The sequence below is a fragment of the Dactylosporangium sp. NBC_01737 genome (genome assembly GCF_035963215.1).
In the GTDB taxonomy this organism is placed as follows: Bacteria; Actinomycetota; Actinomycetes; order Mycobacteriales; family Micromonosporaceae; genus Dactylosporangium.
This window is the reverse complement of the sequence record NZ_CP109153.1, coordinates 517055-536075: the sequence shown is the minus strand read 5'-3', so window position 1 is coordinate 536075 and position 19021 is coordinate 517055. Positions and strand designations below refer to the sequence as shown.

The 19021-nt window shown below is 70.3% G+C and carries 11 protein-coding genes and 1 tRNA gene; 7 read left to right on the top strand and 5 right to left on the bottom strand.

Features of this window, described 5'->3' with window-relative positions; translation table 11 throughout:
• Window positions 1–29 precede the first annotated feature (29 nt).
• From OHA72_RS02430 to OHA72_RS02420, 3 genes are all read left to right on the top strand, one after another.
• On the top strand, window positions 30–3011 hold the full coding sequence (locus OHA72_RS02430) for a UPF0182 family membrane protein (protein WP_327006233.1): 2982 nt from the start codon (window positions 30–32) through the stop codon (window positions 3009–3011).
• A gap of 123 nt (window positions 3012–3134) precedes the next feature.
• Window positions 3135–3208: transfer RNA gene (locus OHA72_RS02425), tRNA-Met, on the top strand.
• A 252-nt stretch (window positions 3209–3460) separates the two neighbouring features.
• Complete coding sequence (locus OHA72_RS02420; RefSeq protein WP_327006232.1) at window positions 3461–4126, top strand: sporulation protein; 666 nt, start codon at window positions 3461–3463, stop codon at window positions 4124–4126.
• A gap of 46 nt (window positions 4127–4172) precedes the next feature.
• On the opposite strand, the gene OHA72_RS02415 is transcribed toward OHA72_RS02420, so the two are convergent.
• The gene (locus OHA72_RS02415; RefSeq protein ID WP_327006231.1) at window positions 4173–7439 is read right to left on the bottom strand and encodes a GH92 family glycosyl hydrolase; all 3267 of its coding nucleotides are present in this window, start codon (window positions 7437–7439) and stop codon (window positions 4173–4175) included.
• A 250-nt stretch (window positions 7440–7689) separates the two neighbouring features.
• Window positions 7690–10335 carry a ricin-type beta-trefoil lectin domain protein gene (locus OHA72_RS02410; RefSeq protein WP_327006230.1) on the bottom strand — a complete coding sequence of 882 codons (2646 nt, stop codon included), beginning with the start codon at window positions 10333–10335 and terminating at the stop codon, window positions 7690–7692.
• A 179-nt stretch (window positions 10336–10514) separates the two neighbouring features.
• On the opposite strand from OHA72_RS02410, the gene OHA72_RS02405 reads away from it, so the two are divergent.
• Window positions 10515–11144: a DUF1349 domain-containing protein gene (locus tag OHA72_RS02405; RefSeq protein ID WP_327006229.1), complete on the top strand. Its 630-nt coding sequence runs from the start codon at window positions 10515–10517 to the stop codon at window positions 11142–11144.
• A gap of 346 nt (window positions 11145–11490) precedes the next feature.
• On the opposite strand, the gene OHA72_RS02400 is transcribed toward OHA72_RS02405, so the two are convergent.
• Window positions 11491–12531 (bottom strand): IS30 family transposase, encoded by a 1041-nt coding sequence (locus OHA72_RS02400; protein WP_442788399.1) that lies wholly within the window; start codon window positions 12529–12531, stop codon window positions 11491–11493.
• Between the two features lie 253 nt (window positions 12532–12784).
• Here OHA72_RS02400 and OHA72_RS02395 point away from each other — a divergent pair, with 253 nt between their 5' ends.
• Window positions 12785–14155, top strand: a complete 1371-nt coding sequence (locus tag OHA72_RS02395; protein ID WP_327006228.1) for a carbohydrate-binding protein — start codon at window positions 12785–12787, stop codon at window positions 14153–14155.
• Here the strand turns inward: OHA72_RS02395 and OHA72_RS02390 are convergent.
• Window positions 14152–15432, bottom strand: a complete 1281-nt coding sequence (locus OHA72_RS02390; RefSeq protein ID WP_327006227.1) for an adenosylmethionine--8-amino-7-oxononanoate transaminase — start codon at window positions 15430–15432, stop codon at window positions 14152–14154. The two genes, OHA72_RS02395 and OHA72_RS02390, sit on opposite strands and share 4 nt — an antisense overlap.
• Window positions 15433–15580: 148 nt before the next feature.
• Here OHA72_RS02390 and OHA72_RS02385 point away from each other — a divergent pair, with 148 nt between their 5' ends.
• Both OHA72_RS02385 and OHA72_RS02380 read left to right on the top strand, forming a co-directional pair.
• Window positions 15581–15733, top strand: a complete 153-nt coding sequence (locus OHA72_RS02385) for a hypothetical protein (RefSeq protein WP_327006226.1) — start codon at window positions 15581–15583, stop codon at window positions 15731–15733.
• Window positions 15734–15746: 13 nt separating this feature from the next.
• A complete protein-coding gene (locus tag OHA72_RS02380) occupies window positions 15747–18065 on the top strand; it encodes a tetratricopeptide repeat protein (protein ID WP_327006225.1) in 2319 nt (772 codons plus the stop codon).
• Between the two features lie 57 nt (window positions 18066–18122).
• Here OHA72_RS02380 and OHA72_RS02375 read toward each other — a convergent pair whose 3' ends face one another.
• Window positions 18123–18983: a hypothetical protein gene (locus OHA72_RS02375; RefSeq protein ID WP_327006224.1), complete on the bottom strand. Its 861-nt coding sequence runs from the start codon at window positions 18981–18983 to the stop codon at window positions 18123–18125.
• Between the last annotated feature and the right edge of the window lie 38 nt (window positions 18984–19021).

Here is a 19021-nt window from a genome sequence, read left to right as displayed (position 1 = left end):
CGGAGCCGACCGTGGTAATGCGTAATCCGATGACCAGGGTGAGCCGACGCGGTCGGGTCACGATCGTCGTGCTGGCGGTCGTCTTCCTGCTCTTCACCCTCTTCGACCGGGTCGTCGGGGCCTGGGCCGACTATCTGTGGTTCTCCGAGGTCAAATACACCAGCGTCTTCTCCACCGTGCTCACGACCCGCCTGTGGATGTTCCTGATCTTCGGGTCGGCGGTCGGGCTCGTCATCGCCGGCAACCTCTACCTGGCGTACCGGACCCGTCCGCTGCTGCGGCCGCACTCCGCCGAGCAGCACGCGCTGGACCGCTACCGGCTCTTCCTGCTGCCGCACATGACGATCTGGGTCGTGGCCGTCGCCGGGCTCATCGGGCTGTTCTCCGGGCTGTCCGCGCAGGGGCACTGGCAGGAGTGGCTGCTGTTCAGCAACAGCACGCCGTTCGGGCAGACCGACGCGCAGTTCCACGTGGACCTGAGCTTCTACGTGTTCGAATATCCGTTCTGGCGGTACCTGCTGGGCGTCGCCTTCACCGCGGTGGTCTTCTCGCTGCTGGGTGCCCTCGCCCTGCACTACCTGTTCGGCGGGGTCAGGCTGCAGGGCGCCGGGGAGCGGATGACGACCGCGGCGCGTGCCCACCTGACCGCGCTGGTCGCCACGTTCGTGCTGCTCAAGGCCGCCGCGTACTACCTGGACCGGCGTGGGCTCCTGCTGGACAAGTTCCCCACGCAGGATCTCTACGGCGCCGGGTACACCAACGTCAACGCGCTGCTGCCGGCGAAGGAGATCCTCGCCTGGATCTCGATCGTCGTGGCGATCGCGATCCTGGTGTTCTCCAACGCGTTCATGCGCAACCTCGTCTGGCCGGGCCTGGCGCTCGGCCTGCTGGCGCTGTCCGCGGTCGCGGTCGGCGGCATCTACCCGGCCGCCGTGCAGTCGTTCACGGTGAAGCCGAGCCAGCTGCAGAAGGAAGCCGAGTACTTCCAGCGCAGCATCGACGCCACGAGGCTGGCGTACGGGCTGAATACCGTCCAGGTCAAACCTTATGCGTCGAAGGCGGAGAAACCGCCCACCAACCTGCCCTCGGTCGACGAGACGGTCACCAACATCCGCCTGCTCGACCCGACGGTCGTCGGCGAGACGTACACGCAGCAGCAGCAGGTCCGCGGCTTCTACGAGTTCAACCCGAAGCTCGACATCGACCGGTACACCATCGGCGGCAAGACGCAGGACTACGTGGTCGGCGTCCGCGAGATCAACTACGCGCAGCTGCAGCAGAACAACTGGCAGAACCGGCACTCGGTCTACACCCACGGCTTCGGGTTCGTCGCCGCGCCGGCCAACCAGATCGTCTGCAACGGCCAGCCGTTCTACGTCTCGGGCTTCCTCACCGAGCAGACCAAGCCGGTGGGTGACCAGGGTCAGCAGTGTGCGTCCTCCAGCGACCAGATCCCGGTGAAGGAGCCGCGGATCTACTACGGCGAGCAGATGGGTGACGTCTACGCGGTCACCGGCCGGCTGGCCGGCGGCAGCGGCGCCGAGTTCGACCGTCCCACCGCCAACGCCGGCGACCAGTACTCCAGCTACGACGGCTCCGGCGGGGTCAAGGTCGGCTCGTACTGGCGCCGGCTGCTCTACGCCGCCTACTTCCGTGAGACGAACTTCCTGCTCTCGGGTGTGTTCAACGACAACTCCAAGGTGCTGTACGTGCGCGACCCCGAGGACCGGGTCCGCAAGGTCGCGCCGTTCCTGACGCTGGACAGCGACCCGTATCCCGCGGTCGTCGACGGCAGGATCCAGTGGATCGTCGACGGTTACACCACGTCGGCGACCTACCCGTACGCGCAGCGCATCGACTGGAACACCGCGATCCAGGACTCCTCGACCAACAGCCGGATGTTCCCCGAGCCGCGCCAGGACGTGTCCTACCTGCGCAACTCGGTGAAGGCGACCGTCGACGCGTACACCGGTGAGGTCAGCCTCTACGCGTTCGACGAGAGCGACCCGATCCTGAAGGCGTGGAACAAGGCGTTCGACAACAAGCTGGTCAAGCCGCGCTCGGCCATCACGCCGTCGCTGATGGACCACCTGCGCTACCCGGAGGACCAGTTCAAGGTCCAGCGTGACCTGCTCAGCCGCTTCCACGTCACCACGCCCAACGGCTTCTTCTCCGGCCAGGACTTCTGGGAGGTGCCGAAGAACCCGGCGAACCCGACCGCGGACCAGCCGCCGTACTACATCGTGGCGAAGCTGCCCAACCAGGACCAGTCCCGGTTCCAGCTCACCACGGCGCTCGCGCCGCGCAGCCGGGGCAACCTGGCGGCGCTGATGTCGGCGTCCTACGTGGACGGCAAGCCGGTGTTCGAGATCCTGGAGCTGCCACCGGACACGGCGACCCTCGGCCCGGCGCAGATGCACAGCGCCATGACGGGCATCGCCGAGGCCAGACGTGAGATCACCCAGTTCAGCTCGAACAACTCCGAGGTGATCTACGGCAACCTGCTCACGCTGCCGGTCGCCGAGGGCATGTTGTACGTCGAGCCGATCTATCTGCGGACGAAGAGCGACAAGACGTTCCCGACCCTGCAGAAGGTCCTGGTCGCCTACGGGCCGAACTACAAGGCCTACGCCAACAACCTCGCCGACGGGCTCGCCGAGCTGGTGAAACAGGCGACGGGCCAGGCTCCGGTCCCCGGCAGCGGCGACAACACCGATCCCGGCACCTCGACGGGGACCAGCAACCCGACCGGCTCGCCGCAGGTACAAGAGGCGATCAACGCCATGAACAAGGCGATCGCCGACCTGAAGGCCGCTCAGGTCTCCGGGGACTTCGAGGCGTACGGCCGGGCGCTCAAGGCCCTGCAGGACGCGATCGGGCGCTATGAGGCGGCGGTGAAGGCGGCGACGCCGTCCCCGTCGACGAGCGGCTCACCGAGCGCACAACCCAGCACGTCGACGAGCGCCAATCCGTCGCCATCGGTGACGGTCTCGCCCGCCCCTTCCGGTTGACCGACGGAGGGCCGCCGCACCCAGCGTGCGGCGGCCCCCCGTACCACCGGAGTGACGCCCAACACGGTCACCCGTAAGCGATTTGGAACTCGTGACAACCGTGCGCTAACCTGAACGAGCCGACGCGGGGTGGAGCAGCTCGGTAGCTCGCTGGGCTCATAACCCAGAGGTCGCAGGTTCAAATCCTGTCCCCGCTACAACCTTGAGAGGCCCCTGCTTCGCGGCGGGGGCCTCTTGCCGTTGAGGTTTCCGCGTTCTTCGCGCTCGCTTCGCTCGCTCCCCGGTGGGGGAGCTTCGCTACACCCACACCCCCTCAATTGCGTCGGTGGGCGCGCTTCTGGGCTGCGCCCAGGCCGCTGAGCTGCCACGATCGGACGCTTGGCCGAGCAACCGTACAGTGGCACGTGTTAGTGTCGGATCCTGTTACGGCACGTGCGAGGAGCATCGGTATGTTCGGATCAGCGATGCTCGACGAGCGCGGAGTGCGGCCGGGGACGATGGCGGCGGGGCACGTCCACCTCGGCGGCGCCGGGGAGGACCTCGCCGTCGACGGGGTCACCGTGACGCTCATGACCGTCGTCAGCGGGGTCGAGGTCGACTTCCTGCGGTGCCCGGTGTCGGCGGGGTTCACCCTCGCGGCGGGGCGGAGCCGGTCGATCCCGATCGAGCAGCCGCTGCCGTGGGAGACGCCGTTCACGCAGGTCGCGGGCTCGCACCTGCCGGCGGTCTCGGTGCGGCTGCGGACCACGGTCACCGTCGCGGGACAGGCGCACGACGTGGGCGTGGATCCGGTGACCGTGCACCCCACGGCCGGGCAGTGGCGGGTGCTGGACGCGCTGCGGCGGCTCGGCTGGACCTTCCCGCACTGTGAGGTGCGCCAGGGCACCGTGCCCGGCGTGCGGCAGAGCGACCCGTTCCTGCAGTGGTTCGACTGCGTGGCCGCCGACAAGGCCGGGACGGTGCGGCTGACGTGCGTCGCCAACCCGGTCGGCGCCGACGTGCTGCTCGACGCCGGCCCCGACGGGCAGCACCGGTTCGCGGTGCGGCACGACGACGAGACCACCGACCTCGCCGCGCTGATCGAGGACCGGCTCAGCCCGACCCAGGTGCGCTGAGGGCGGCCACCGGAAGCCGGTGACCGCCCTCAGCAACCAAGGAACATCAGGCGAGCAGTTCGAACTCCGCCAGCTGCGTCTCGGCGGCGCCGTGGTTGGCGGTCACCTGGATCCGGTAGCGGCTGTAGGCGGTCGTGTTCGGGATGACGAAGGCCCTGGTCTGCCGCCGGTCGACGAAGTCGATGTTGGTGCGGGTGTCGACCGTCGTCCAGGTGACCCCGTCGTTGGAGCCCTGCACGACCCAGTTCTTCGGGTCCCGGCCGGGGACGTCGTCGGCGGACGTCAGCGTGTACTGCTTGAGCGTCGCCGACGCCGTCAGCTGGCAGGTGATCGTGGCCGTGTTCGCGAACGCCAGCCACTTCGTCATCGACGTGTCGTCGACGAGCATGGCGCGGCCCTCGGCGGTGCCGTTCTCCGCGGTGGCGGTGACGGTGCTGCCGGTGGCCCGGTCCTTGAGCTGCACCGGTGCCGCGGTGCCGGCCGTCAGCGAGCCCGGGATGTCCGAGGCGCCGGTGCCCCACGACGACGGGTTCGGGCCCATCACGAAGCTGAGCGTGCCGCCGGCGGTGAGGTCGGCGTGCGTCAGGTAGTTCTTCGTGTAGGCGACGCCGTTGAGGGTGGCGCTCTGGATGTACCGGTTGGTGTCGCTGACCCCGGGCGCGTTGACCGTGAAGATCGTGCCGTTCTCCAGGGTCAGCGTCGTCTTCGGGTGCAGCGGCGCGCCGATCGTGTAGTCGGTCGAGCCCATCCGCGCCGGGTAGAAGCCCGCCGCGGAGAAGACGTACCAGGCGGACATCTCGCCGTTGTCCTCGTCACCGAGGTACCCGTTGCCGGTGCCGGCGCCCGAGTTGTACAGCGTGGTCAGCACCCGCCGGACCTGGTTCTGCGTCTTGGCGGGGGTGCCGGCGTAGTTGTACATGTACAGCATGTGATGGATGGGCTCGTTGGAGTGCGCGTACTGGCCCATGTTGGTGTCGTACGCCTCGGACATCTCGTGGATCGTCCCGCCGTAGCAGCCGGGCAGGAAGTCCCGGGACGCGGCGAGCACCGAGTCGATCTTCGCCGACAGCTGGGCCTTGCCGCCGTAGAGGTTGGCCATGCCGTTCGGGTCCTGCGGCGCCGCGGTCGCGTAGTGCCACGGCGCGCCCTCGGTGAACTCGCAGCCCCACTCGTTGGGCTTGAAGTTCGCGTCGGTGGTGCGCCACGAGCCGTTGCTCTGCTTGCCGCGGAAGAACCCGACCGACTGTGAGAACAGGTTCGTGTAGTCGAGGGCCTGGTTGCGGAAGTACGCCGCGTCCTCGGTGTACCCGAGTGCCTGGCCCATCTGCGCGATACCGAAGTTGTTGGTCGCGTCCTCCAGCGTCCACGCCGCCGACTCACCGAGGACGTCGGTCGCCACGTACCCCTTGAACACCGACGTCTGGATGCCCTTGCGTCCCTTGTTGCCGGCGCCGGAGTAGGTGCTGGCGTTCTTCACCATCGACGCGTACGCCGCCTGGTAGTCGAAGTTGCGCACGCCCTTCATGTACGCGTCGGCGAAGGCCAGGTCCTGGTTGGTGCCGACCATGATGTCGATCGAGCCCGGCCCGGTCCAGCGCGGCGTCCAGCCGAAGTTCTTGTACGCGTTGACGATCCCGTCGAGCATCTCGCCGGTCTTCGTCGGCGCGAGCAGCGTGTACAGCGGCCACACCGCGCGGGAGGTGTCCCAGAAGCCGTTGTTCACGTACATCTGCCCGTCGTGGACCGTGTTGTCGTAGGGGCTCTGGTACCTGCGGACCCCGCCGACCATCTCCGAGCGGTTGTTCGGGTACATGAACGACCGGTACATGTTCGAGTAGAACGTGGTCTGGCTGTCGCTGGTGGCACCCTCGATCCGTACCCGGCCGAGCGTGTTGTCCCACAGCGTCGCGGCCTCCTCGCGCACCGTGTCGAAGCTCTTGGAACCCACCTCCTGGCTGAGGTTCGCGGCGGCCTGGGCGACGCTGATGAACGAGGTGCCGATCTTCAGGGTCACCTGCTCGTTGGCGGCGGTCGCGAAGCGGATCCAGCTCGTCGCACCCTGGCCGGTGATCGTGCCGGACGCGGCGATCGCCTTGTCCACGGTCGCGGAGATGTACAGCTGCTGGCCGCGGTGGTTGATCGAGCCGGAGATGGTCTGCGCGCCGGTGTTGACCGTCAGCGAGCCACTGGCGCTGTCGACGGTGTCGAAGAGGATCACCGACTCGGCGGCGGACGGGAAGCGGAAGCGCATCACGCCGGCGTGGTCGGTCGGCGCGATCTCGGCGGTGATCCCGTACGTGTCGAGCTGGGTCTTGTAGTAGTGCGCCTTCGCGACCTCGTTGGCGTGGCTGAAGTTCGACTTGCGCGCGTCCGGGGTCGACTTGACCGCGCCGGTCATCGGCATGATCTGCAGCTGGGCGTAGTCGCCGATCCACGGGCTGGGCTGGTGGCTGATCGCGAAGCCCTGCACGGTCGTCTTGGAGTACTCGTACAGCCAGCCGTCGCTGTTGCCGTTGGTCACCGGCGTCCAGAAGTTGAAGCCGTTCGGGACCGTGGTGCCGGGGAACGTGTTGCCGCGCGAGTAGCTGAAGGTCGAGTTGGAGCCGCGCCGCGTGTCGACGTAGTCCGACAGCCGGCCGGCAGTGCCGCCGTCGGCGCGGATCTGGATGTCGTCGAACCAGCCGCGGAACAGCCCGGTGTTGAGGGGCTGGTCGTAGGCGACCATGATCCGGTCGATCGTCTTGCCGGCCCGGACCGCGCCGATGTTCGACGTGACGAAGTTCCAGCGGTCGAAGCCGAGGGTCGAGCCGTTGCCCTGGAACGTCGGGTGGACCCGGACGCCGTACTGGTCCACCGCGCCGGAGTCGCGCAGGTTGGTGCCGTCGGTGAACATCAGGTCGACGGCGACGTCGAGGTGGCCGCCGGACTGGGGGTACACCCAGTAGGACAGCGTGCTGGCCGCACCGACCGGAATGTCGACATCGAAGACCCGGTTGTACGAGAAGGACGTCGTCGCGCTCAGGTCGTTGCCGGAGTACAGCAGCGCGGTCGTCCCGCCGTGGGCCGTCCCAGTGCCCGGGGTGCTCTCCATGCCGGTCAGTGCGCAGCAGTAACCGCCGATGCCGTTACTGTTCTCGACGCTGTTGGTCCAGGTCGGCTGCGGTTCGCCGGACTCGAAGCCGGTCGACCAGTCGCCGGCGGCGGCGGCCGCGGGCTCGGTGAACACGGTGGCGCCGATCAGGCCGGCGACGAGGGCGGCCGCCGCGAACCAGGTGCGTCTGCGGGGTCTGCTGCGGGGGTGGCGGATGGTCATGCGGCAACCTGCCGTTTCGGTGAGGGTTGTCTCGCCGCCTGCCAGCATTGTCAACGTTGTCAGCACACGTGTCATCACCACCTGTCGATATATGCCGAGGTGGGTGACGCGAGCGCGCCTGGCGGGGCGGCGCCTTGATGGGGTGGGGGTGCGGACGTCCATACGGAGATTCGCGCCCATATCGAGTTTTGTCAACTCTTGACAAATCGCGGTTCGCGGGGGCCGCCGCTCGCGGCCCCCGCGCCGTCGGTTACTGCTTCAGGAAGGTCTGTGCGGCGCTGCCGTTGCAGTCCCACAGCTGGAGCCTGGCGCCGTTGGCGACGGAGCCGTTCGGCGAGTCCAGGCAGCGGCCCGACTGCGGGTTGCGCAGCGAGCCGTCGGGCTGCGGCACCCACTGCTGCGCCCCGCCGCCGTTGCAGTCCCACAGCTCGATCAGGGTGCCGTTGGCGGTGCCGTTCGCGGTGGCGTCCATGCACCGGTTCAGGGTGCGCAGCGCCGTGCCGTCCCACGCCCAGTGCTGGTCCACCGCGTGCGGCTGGCAGCCCCACAGCTGCACGGCGGCGCCGTTGCCGCCGGTGTCGTCGGCCGCGACGTCGACGCACTGGCCGGCCGGGCCGTTGACGAACGTCGCGCCGGGGGAGCCGCCACCGAGGCGGAAGCCCTGCGCGCCGCTGCCGTTGCAGTCCCACAGTTGCAGCCGGGCCCCGTTGGCGGTGGAGCCGCTCGGCGAGTCCAGGCAGCGGCCCGACTGCGGGTTGCGCAGCGAGCCGTTGGCCTGCGGCACCCACTGCTGCGCCCCGCCGCCGTTGCAGTCCCACAACTGGATCAGCGTGCCGTTGGCGGTACCGTTGCCGGTCGCGTCCAGGCAGCGGCCGAGGGTGCGCAGCGCCGTGCCGTCCCACGACCAGCGCTGGTCGACGGCGTTGAGCTGGCAGTCCCACAGCTGCGCCGCGGCGCCGAGCTCGGCGGTGTCGTCGGCGGCCACGTCCACGCACTTGCCGCCGGGCCCGGTGACGTTGCGCCCGGGCGGCGGGCCGGCGGTGTTGAGCCGCTTCGACGCGGCGATGAGCTGCTGGTTGGCGTTGCGGACCTTCGTCTGGTCGAACTTCAGCACCTGCCGGTCATAGGTCCAGAAGCCGTTGACCTCGCCCTCGACGTCGAAGGGCTGCGTGTAGACCAGCCCGGCGAGCCCCCGTGTGTAGATGAGGCCGAGCGCCTGTTGCTGGAGGCTCACGAACCGGTCGGTCGCCGACGTGCCGTTCGGGTGCGTCTCGTAGATGAAGTACCCGCCGTTCGGGCTGTACTCGTGGCCCGCCGAGCGCACGCCGAGCCCGCCGTACTCGCCGAGCACCGCGGTCCGGGTGCTCGTCGGGGTGGGGGAGTTCGGGCCCACGTACCAGTGCCAGTCCTGGATGTCGCCGTTGCCGGGGTCGCCCTTGGACGAGCAGCAGTTGTAGCCGCTGTGCGCGTTGACGAGACGGGTCGGATCCTGGTTCTTGACGTTCTGCACGACCCGGGTCGTGTCGGCGAGGTTCCACTCGCCCCAGCCCTCGTTGAACGGCACGTACACGATGACCGCCGGTGACGACCGGTGCTCGTCGACGATCTGCCCGACCTCGGTCTCCCACTGTGCGTGCTGCGCCGCGGTGCCGGGCGCCTCGCCCATGCTCGGCATGTCCTGCCACACCAGCAGCCCGAGCCGGTCCGCGTGGTAGAACCAGCGCTGCGGCTCGACCTTGATGTGCTTGCGGACCATGTTGAACCCGAGGTCCTTGATCTTCTGCAGGTCACCGGCGAGAGCGGCGTCGGTCGGCGCCGTGTAGAGCCCGTCGGGCCAGAAGCCCTGGTCGAGCACGCCGGTCTGGAGCACGAACTGCCCGTTGAGCGTCGGCACGAGCCGCCCGTTGACCACGGCCTTGCCGACCTCGCGCATACCGAAGTAGTGCGTGGTCTGGTCGACGGTCGCGCCGGCGCCGTTGCGCAGCGAGATCCGCAGGTTGTACAGGAACGGATCGTCCGGCGACCAGCGGCGCGCGTTGGGCACCGGGACGCTGAACTCGGTGAAGCCTCCGGTCGCGGTGCCGACCACGGTGGTGCCGTCGAGCGCCTCCGCGAGCACGGAGTGCCCGGTGACGTCGCCCCGTGTGAAGACCCTGATCCGCAGCGTGTTGCTGGCGAGGTTGGGGTACAGGTCGGCGCTGAAGATCGACGACGTGGGGGTGGGCTCCATCCACACGGTCTGCCAGATCCCGGACGACGGCGTGTACATGATGCCGCCTGGGTTGCGCACCTGCTTGCCCCTGGCGATGTTCAGCCCGGGGGTGTCCGTCGGGTCGTAAACCCGCACGATCAGCTCGTTGGTGCCGCCGTTGAGCTGCGGCGTGATGTCGAACTCGAAGCGGTCGTAGCCGCCGGTGTGCCCGCCGACCTGTACGCCGTTGACCCACACGGTGGCCTGCCAGTCGACCGCGCCGAAGTGCAGCTGGACGCGCCGCCCGGCCCAGCCGGCCGGCACGGTGAACGTGCGCCGGTAGAACAGGTACAGCCGGTTGTCGTTCGCGGCCCGCTTGATCCCGGAGAGCGCCGACTCCACGGGGAACGGGACGTTGACCCGCTCCGGCAGGGTCTGCCCGAAGACGGGGTTGTCGTTGGTGGTCGACTGGCGCAGCTGCCACTCACCGTTGAGGTTGAGCCAGTCGGGGCGGGTCATCTGTGGCCGCGGGTACTCCGGCAGCGGCTGCCCGGCGAGCGCCTGGCTCGTCCAGGGCGTGTTCAGCGGTGCCGGCTGGGCGGGCGCCGCGGCGACCGGCGGTGCGGCGGAGAGCGCCGTCCCGAGGCCGAGCAGCGCGGCGAGGGCCGCGCCGAGCAGCCTCCGCCGGTGAGGTGATGCGGGCATGAGGGTTCTCCTTGGCGGACGGAGACCGACGCCGCTGGCGGGCAGGCATCGGCAGGTATTGATGCGCATGCTAACGATGTCATGCATTCAGGGATAGGGTTACCGATAGTGATTCTAAAATGACTATCAGTGACCTCTTAGGGTGAACGGACGTAGATCCGCCGACCGGGGGAGACCGGATGACCGAGCTCGAGTTCGACGGCGTGCCGTTGCCGCTGCGGGCCTCAGGGCCCCGGACCGCGGCGCGGCCCTTGCCGGTCCCGGGCGGCATGCGCCTTTTCTGCGGCCCGCGCGCCGACCTGTTCCTGGACCCGGCAGGCGCGCCGGACCGCCCCGACGCCGAACGCTTCACCGCCCCCGTCACCGGCGACTTCCAGTTCAGCGCGCACGTCGCGGTCGAACTGCGCGACACGTTCGACTCCGGCGTGCTGCTCGGCTGGATCGACGACGACAACTGGTTCAAGATCTGCGCCGAGCTGGACCCGGAGGGCATCGCCCGCATCGTCACCGTGGTCACCCGCGCCGGCGCCTCGGACGACGCCAACGGCTGGCCCTACCCGGGCGGTGGCGTCCACCTGCGGATCAGCCGGCGGGGGCGGGTGTTCGCCCTGCATGCCGCCGATGCCGACGGTGGCGACGGCGGCGTGACGTGGCGGTTGGCTCGTGTGTTTGCGACGGGGCTGCCTGCGGAGAGGGCTGTGGAGATCGGGGTGCTGGTCCAGTCGCCGCGGGGTCCGGGGACGACTGCGGTGTTCTCGCTGGTTTCCTTCACTTCTGCGCCGCTGGGGGATCTGCGCGACGGCTCGTGACGGCCTTTGCCGATTCGCTGGCTACCTTGCGGTTGCTCTCCGCGTGCGTGTCCGTCATGCCCGTAATAGAAGAGCCATCACGGCTGCGGCCTTGGTGGTTCCGCGCGGCCTGCGGCGGCGCGAACGGGTAGCGCGGTCGCCGTCCGTGCCGTAGTTGCGGTGATGCCAAGTCAGGTCCGAACTCACATGATCCAGCGCCGTCGGGCGCGTCATTCGGTGCTACAACACCGTCGCTGGTCGGAAGAACGAAGAACATCGATCACTGGACCGGGTAGTGCCAGCGCCCGGACGGCGATCTTCTGTTCTGGCTCATGATCGAAGGCGCCCCGTGATCGTCCGGGCGGTTTCAGGAGGTGGTTGCAACGTTGCTGGTCAGGAGTTCTGCGAGTTTTTCTGCGGGGGTTCGCCATCCGAGTGTTTCACGGGGTCGGCGGTTGAGTTGGGCGGCGGTGGCGTCCAGGTCGGCCTGGCTGGTGGTGGTGAAGGTGTGGATGCCTTTGGGGTAGTACTCGCGGAGCAGTCCGTTGGTGTTCTCGTTCGAGCCGCGTTGCCAGGGGCTGTGCGGGTCGCAGAAGAACACGGGGCAGCCGGTCGCGATGCTGAACCGGGCGTGCAGGGCCATTTCGGTGCCCTGGTCCCAGGTCAGCGACCGCAGGAGTTCCTCGGGCAGCTGCGTCATTTTCGCGGTCAGCTGGGCGATGACGTGTTCGCTGACGCGGCTGTCGGGCAGGGCGACGAGGATCACGAACCGGGTGGTGCGTTCGACGAGGGTCGCGATCGCGGTGGTGCCGTGCTTGCCGATGAGGAGGTCACCTTCCCAGTGCCCGGGCACGGCCCGGTCCGCTGCTTCGGCCGGTCGGTCGCTGATGCGCAGCCCGAGCCAGGGCCGGTTGGAGCGGACCGCGCCGGCCTCGGCCGCACGGGGGCGCCGGTTGACGCGCCCGGACCGCAGTGCCTTCTGCCGGGTCAGTTCCGCGCGCAGACCGCCGCGGGCCTGCAGGTAGATGGCGTGGTAGATCGTCTCGTGTGACACCCACATCGTCCTGTCGTCCGGGAAGTCCTCCCGCAACCGTAGAGCGATCTGCTGCGGGGAATGCCGGTCCTCGAGCCGGGCGATCACCGCGTCCCGCAACGGCGACGCCGCGGTGAGTTTCCCCGCTTTCGACCTCGCTTTGAACGCGTCCGAAGACACCTGCGCCCGCGTCGCCCGGTACACCAGACCCGGCTGACCCAGCCCGGACCAGCGGTGGTTGGAATGGTGGAAGATCTCCCGGGACACCGTCGACGCCGCCCGGCCCAACCGGGCCGCGATCACCCGCCTCGACTCACCCCGGGCCAGCCCCACCGAGATCTCTTCCCGTTCCGCGAACGACAACCGAGACGCCACTAGCTGCACACACCCATCTATCGATCATGACTCGGAGTGTTGCAACCACCTCTTGAGCCCGCCCCGGACGGCCACTCGGATCCTTTGATCAAGCGCCAAGATCGTAGATCTTGGCGCGGGCGACGTCGGTGCTGGGTAGCCAGCGCATCGGCGGCAGGGTCGCCACCTCCCCACATAGAGACACCTCTTTTGTTAAAGAAAGTTAACTGATACGCTCCCTGCCCATCGATCCATCGATGTGGAGGGCGCGCCCATGAGAGCGCAACGTCGAACATTTGCCCTGATCGCCGGCGCCGCGGTGACGCTCGTGGCGGGCCTGGTCATGGCCACCGTCACCCAGGCCGAGGCCGCCAGCAACGCCGCCGCCGTCGCGTGCACGGCGCCCACCTGGGCGGAGGGCAACACGTACACCGCCGGGACGCAGGTCACCTACGGCGGCAAGCTGTACCAGGCGCTCGTCACCCACACCGCGTACGTCGGTGCCGGCTGGAACCCCGCAGCGACCCCGTCGCTGTGGAAGGACCTCGGCGCGTGCACCGGCGGGTCGCCGACCGCGTCGCCGTCCCCGTCGCGGTCGGTGAGCCCGTCGCCGAGCGTGAGCCCGAGCAGGAGCACCAGCCCGAGCCCGAGCCGCAGCCCCAGCAGCAGCCCGACCACGTCGACGTCGCCGGGTGGGAACACCTGCGCGGTGAAGTCGCGGCCCGCCGGGAAGGTCCTGCAGGGGTACTGGGAGAACTGGGACGGCGCGTCGAACGGCGTCCACCCGGGGCTCGGCTGGATCCCGATCACCGACTCGCGGATCAAGCAGCACGGGTACAACGTGATCAACGCGGCGTTCCCGGTGATCCGGTCCGACGGCACGGTGCTGTGGGAGAACGGCATGGACGCCGGGGTCAAGGTGTCCACACCCGCGGAGATGTGTGCGGCGAAGGCGGCCGGCGCGACGATCCTGATGTCGATCGGTGGTGCGGCGGCCGGCATCGACCTGAGCTCCAGCACCGTCGCGGACAAGTTCGTCGCGACGATCGTGCCGATCCTCAAGACGTACAACTTCGACGGCATCGACATCGACATCGAGACCGGGCTGACCGGTAGCGGCAACATCAGCACGCTGTCGACGTCGCAGGCGAACCTGATCAGGATCATCGACGGGGTGCTCGCGCAGATGCCGTCGAACTTCGGGCTGACGATGGCGCCGGAGACGGCGTACGTGACCGGTGGCAGCGTCACCTACGGCTCGATCTGGGGCTCCTACCTGCCGATCATCAAGAAGTACGTCGACAACGGCCGGCTGTGGTGGCTGAACATGCAGTACTACAACGGCAGCATGTACGGGTGCGCGGGTGACTCCTACTCGGCCGGCACGGTGCAGGGCTTCCAGGTGCAGACGAACTGCCTCAACAGCGGCCTGACGATCCAGGGCGTCACGATCCGGGTGCCCTACGACAAGCAGGTCCCGGGCCTGCCCGCCCAGTCCGGCGCGGGTGGCGGCTACATGACGCCGTCGCTGGTGTCGCAGGCGTACAACACCCAGCTCAAGGGTCTGATGACCTGGTCGATCAACTGGGACGGCTCGAAGAGCTGGACCTTCGGCGACAACGTGAAGTCACTGCAGGGACGCTAGCCCGCGAGGGCCGCCGCGACGACCGCCGACGAGATCAGCCCCAGATCGTCGGCGGACGTCACGTACGGCGGCATCGTGTAGACCAGATCGCGGAACGGCCGCAGCCACACCCCGTGCGCTGCGGCCGCCCGCGTCGCCGCCGCGACGTCGACCTCGTGGTCGAGCTGGACGACGCCGATGCCGCCGAGGACCCGTACGTCACGAACCCCCGGCGCGCCGCGGGCCGGATCCAGGCCGGTGTCCAGGACGGACGAGATCCGTTTGACGTCGCCCTGCCAGTCGCCGGCCAGGAGCAGGTCGATCGACGCCCCGGCGACCGCGCAGGCCAGGGGGTTGGCCATGAACGTGGGGCCGTGCGCCAGGACCGGGACGCCGCCCTGGGAGATGCCGTCGGCGACCTCGGCGGTGCACAGGGCGGCCGCGAGCGACAGGTACCCCCCGGTGAGCGCCTTGCCGAGGCACATGACGTCGGGGCTGACGCCGGCGTGGTCGGCGGCGAACAGGGCGCCGGTGCGCCCGAACCCGGTCGCGATCTCGTCGAACACGAGCAGGACGTCCGCGGCGCGGGTGGCGTCGCGCAGCACCCGCAGGTACTCCGGGGCGTGGAAGCGCATCCCGCCGGCGCCCTGCACGACCGGCTCGACGATGACCGCCGCGAGCTCGTGCGCGTGCTCGTGGATGAGCGCCGTGAGCGCCGCGGCGTAGGCGGGATCGAACGCGGCCGGCGGCTCCGGCGCGAACACCTGCGCCGGAAGGACCCCGGACCACAGGCTGTGCATGCCACCGTCGGGGTCGCACACCGACATCGGGTGGAAGGTGTCGCCGTGGTACCCCCCGCGCCAGGTCAACAGTCGGCGCTTCGCCGGCCGGCCCAGGGAGCGCTGGTACTGCAGGCACATCTTGACCGCGACCTCGACCGACACCGATCCGGAGTCGCTGAAGAACACGTGCTGCAACGGCTGCGGGGTCAGCTCGACCAGCCGCGCCGCCAGGGACACCGCCGGCTCGTGGGTGAGCCCGCCGAACATCACGTGGCTCATCCGGCCGAGCTGCTCGGCGGCGGCCGCGTCGAGGGCCGGGTGGCGGTAGCCGTGGATCGCCGACCACCACGACGCCATCCCGTCGACCAGCTCGTCGTGGCCCTCGAACGGCTCGGCGAGACGGATCCGCACGCCCTGCGCTGAGGTCACGACGAGCGGGGCACTGCGGCCGGGCATCGGCCCGTACGGGTGCCAGACATGGGCGCGGTCCAACGCCAGCAGCTCGTCCACGTGCATGCCCAGACCCTATCCGTGGCCGGGATCCGCCCGGACGCGACCGGTCCGGCCCGGCACGGCGCTGGAATCGGCCCATCCAGGTAGCTGGATGACTGGTGGCGGGTTGGTATCCTGCGGCCTCAATATGCTGATCCCGTAGGGAGTCAAGGTGTCGGCGCGCAGATCCGTACTCTTTGTCGTCATCGGCCTGCTGCTCGGCGCGGTCCTGGTCGTCAACCCGGGGCCGCCGGACGTGGTCCGCGAGCCCGAGGAGATCTCCAACTACCGGCTGATGGACTCGGGCCCACCCGTGCGAAGCTGATCCGCCGTCCATCGTGGACAGCGACAGCGCGGCGATCCTGAAGATCGCGGCCACCGTCTCGAGCCTCGACGACCTCGCCGAGCTGCTGCGGCACCTGCGCCGGCGGCAGGCGCGGCGGCGCGGCGACCCTCCGCTGACCTACCGGGAGCTGGCCGGTCGCACCGGCTGGTCGCACGGCAGCATCGGCGGTTACTTCACCGGCAAGATCCTGCCGCCGACCGATCGCTTCGACGTCCTCGTCCAGCTGCTCGACGCGTCGCCGGACGAGCTGGGCGGTCTCGCCGACGCCCGCGACCGGGCCGAGGAGCACAGCCGGGCCGAGGACCGCAGCCGGGCCGAGTCGCGCGGCGACGGCGTGCCGCGGCAACTGCCGGCGGAGCCGGCGGCCTTCACGGGGCGGGGCACGGCGATCGCCCGCCTCGACGCGGCCGCCGACGCGGGCACCGTCATCGTCATCGGCACCGCCGGGGTCGGCAAGACCGCCCTCGCCGTGCACTGGGCGCACCGGGTCACGGACCGGTTCCCCGACGGACAGCTGTACGTGAACCTGCGCGGCTTCGGACCCGGCGGCACCGAGGGCACGGCGGAGGTGACCGCCGACGAGACCCTCCGGGCGTTCCTCACCGCGCTCGGGGTCGCACCCGACCAGGTCCCTGCGGAGCTCGACGCCAGGATCGGGCTGTACCGCAGCCTGCTGACCGGGCGGCGGGTCCTGGTCGTGCTCGACAACGCCGCGCACGCCGAGCAGGTCCGGCCGCTGCTGCCCGGCGGGTCCGGCAGCCTCGTGCTCGTCACCAGCCGCAACCAGCTCACCGGCCTGGTCGCCACCGACGGCGCCGTGCCGGTCACGCTGGACCTGCTCACCGCCGGCGAGGCCCGGCGGCTGCTCGCCACCCGGGTCGGGCAGGCCCGTCTCGACGCGGACCCGGCTGCGGCCGACGCGATCATCGACGCGTGCGCCCGGCTGCCGCTCGCGCTGGTCATCGTCGCCGCCCGCGGGGCCGCGCACCCGGACCTGCCGCTCGGGGTGCTCGCCCAGGAGCTGCGGGCCGAGCGCGGGCGGCTCGCGGTGCTGCGCGACGCCGTCGCGGCGACCGACGTCCGGTCGGTGTTCTTCTGGTCGTACCAGCGGCTGAGCGCACCCGCCGCGAGCCTCTTCCGGCTGCTCGCCCTCGCGCCCGGCCCCGACGTCGGCAGGGCCGCCGCGGCCGCACTCCTCGGCGAGCCGGCCGACGCGCGGCGGGCCCTCGCCGAGCTGACCCACGCCAGCCTGCTGACCGAGCACGCACCGGGCCGGTTCGTCGCGCACGACCTGCTCCGCGCGTACGCGGCGGAACTGTCCGGCACCCTCGACTGCCCTGCCGAGCGGGACGCCGCGACGCTGCGGCTGCTGGAGCACTACCTGCGCACCGCGCACACCGCGGCGCTGCTGCTCGACCCCCACCGCACGCCGCTGCCGGGCATCGGCGCCGCCGGGGCGCTGGACACCGAGGCGCAGGCGCTCGCCTGGTACGCCATGGAGCATCACACCCTGCTCGCCGCCGTGCGGCAGGCGGCCGCGACGGGCCACGACGCGCACGCGTGGCGGCTTGCGTGGACCCTCGTGGACCACCTCGACCGGCGCGGCCACTGGCCGGACCTGCTCGCCGCGCAGCGGATCGCGCTCACCGCCGCGCAGCGGGCCGGCGACGCCGCGGGCGAGGCGGTCAGCGCGCACCAGCTCGGCCGGGCCTGCATCCGGATGCGCGACTACGACGACGCCGCCACCCACCTGGAGCTGGCCCTGGACCGCTACGGGCGGATCGGCGACGACGCCGGCCGGGCCAGGGTGCACGGCAACCTCGGGTTCATCGCCGATCGGCAGGCCCGCCCGCGCGACGCGATCGAGCACCTGCTGCGGTCCCTGGACCTGCTCCGCGCCACCGGCGACCAGGCCGGGCAGGGCGCGGCGCTGGCGAACCTCGGCTGGTCCTACGCCGCCTCGGGCGAGCATCGCGAGGCGCTGGACTACTGCCATCAGGCCCTGGAGCTGCAGCAGCGCATCGGGGACCGCACCGGCGAGGCCTACAGCTGGGACAGCATCGGCTTCATCCACCACCAGCTCGGCGAGCACGAGCCGGCCGCCGAGTGCTACCGGCAGGCCCTTGAGCTGTGGCGGGAGATCGGCGACCGCTACGGCGAGTCGGAGACCCAGACCCACCTCGGCGACCTGCACCGGGCGGCGGGCGCGCCGGAGGAGGCCCGCGCCTGCTGGCTCGCCGCGCTCACCATCCTCGAGGACCTCGGCCACCCCGACGCCGACCAGGTCCGCCAACGGGTCGCCCAGCCCTGACCTCGGTGCGCCGGGCCTGACCGCGGTGCGCCGGGCCTAGCTGCGGTGCGCCCGGCCTTAGCTGCGGTGGGCCAGGTCGGCGCAGGTCGACTCGCCGGGCAGGAACGGGCGGAACGTGACCTGCCACGACGACCCGGCCGACAACCACGGGGTGCGGGAGTTGGCCTTGCCGGCCGCGGCGAGGATCTGCTTGCCCTGCTCGCCCGTCGCGCTCACGCAGTGCACGCTCGGCCGGTCGGCGAACGCCTCGCCCGGCAGCGCCGGACCCGGCCACGCCACCGGTGCCTGCGGCTGCATGCCCTGGTCGCCGCCCATCTCGGCCCACTGCACGGCGACGGCCGCGACCCCCGCCGCAGGGAACGCCTTCGACTCCGACACCGCGCCCTTGCCCAGCGTCGACGGCAGGTCCGTCAGCGCCTCGACGAGACGCTGGATGCGCTGGCGGGCGGCGCGCTGCGAGTTGTTCAGGGACTCCTCGCCGATGCCCAGTGCGGGAACGTCCGTGACCTGCTCGCCGGCGGCGGTGCGGACCATGACGTGGGTGGTCGGCGCGTCGGCGACGTTGGGCATGCCGAAGTCGGCCTGCTTCCCGACGCCGGCGTCGACCGCCCGGTCGGCCAGCTTCGCCACGTCGGCGGTGCTGATCTGCTGCACCTGGACGTTCGGCAGCGCCGGCCCGGGGAAGATCTCGATCACGGGGCCGTTGGTGACGACCCGGCCGTCGCCGTAGACGCTCAGGGCCGGCACCTCGGTGACCGTCATGGCGACCGGGACCAGCCCCCCGGACACGTCGACGCGCACGACGAGGTCGTCGGGGCCGTAGGACACGGATCCCGACGTGGCGCCGCCGGTCGATTCGGCGGCGCAGCCGGCGACCAGGAGGACCAGGGTGGCGGCGAGCACGCGCAGCTGAGTCATACCCGTTCTGACGGTGCGACCCACCCGCCGGTTCCGCC

Coding starts and splice junctions, on each gene's coding strand:
- OHA72_RS02430 (WP_327006233.1), top strand. CDS start 30: ATGACCAGGGTGAGCCGACGCGGTCGGGTCACGATCGTCGTGCTGGCG.
- OHA72_RS02420 (WP_327006232.1), top strand. CDS start 3,461: ATGTTCGGATCAGCGATGCTCGACGAGCGCGGAGTGCGGCCGGGGACG.
- OHA72_RS02415 (WP_327006231.1), bottom strand. CDS start 7,439: ATGACCATCCGCCACCCCCGCAGCAGACCCCGCAGACGCACCTGGTTC.
- OHA72_RS02410 (WP_327006230.1), bottom strand. CDS start 10,335: ATGCCCGCATCACCTCACCGGCGGAGGCTGCTCGGCGCGGCCCTCGCC.
- OHA72_RS02405 (WP_327006229.1), top strand. CDS start 10,515: ATGACCGAGCTCGAGTTCGACGGCGTGCCGTTGCCGCTGCGGGCCTCA.
- OHA72_RS02395 (WP_327006228.1), top strand. CDS start 12,785: ATGAGAGCGCAACGTCGAACATTTGCCCTGATCGCCGGCGCCGCGGTG.
- OHA72_RS02390 (WP_327006227.1), bottom strand. CDS start 15,432: ATGCACGTGGACGAGCTGCTGGCGTTGGACCGCGCCCATGTCTGGCAC.
- OHA72_RS02375 (WP_327006224.1), bottom strand. CDS start 18,983: ATGACTCAGCTGCGCGTGCTCGCCGCCACCCTGGTCCTCCTGGTCGCC.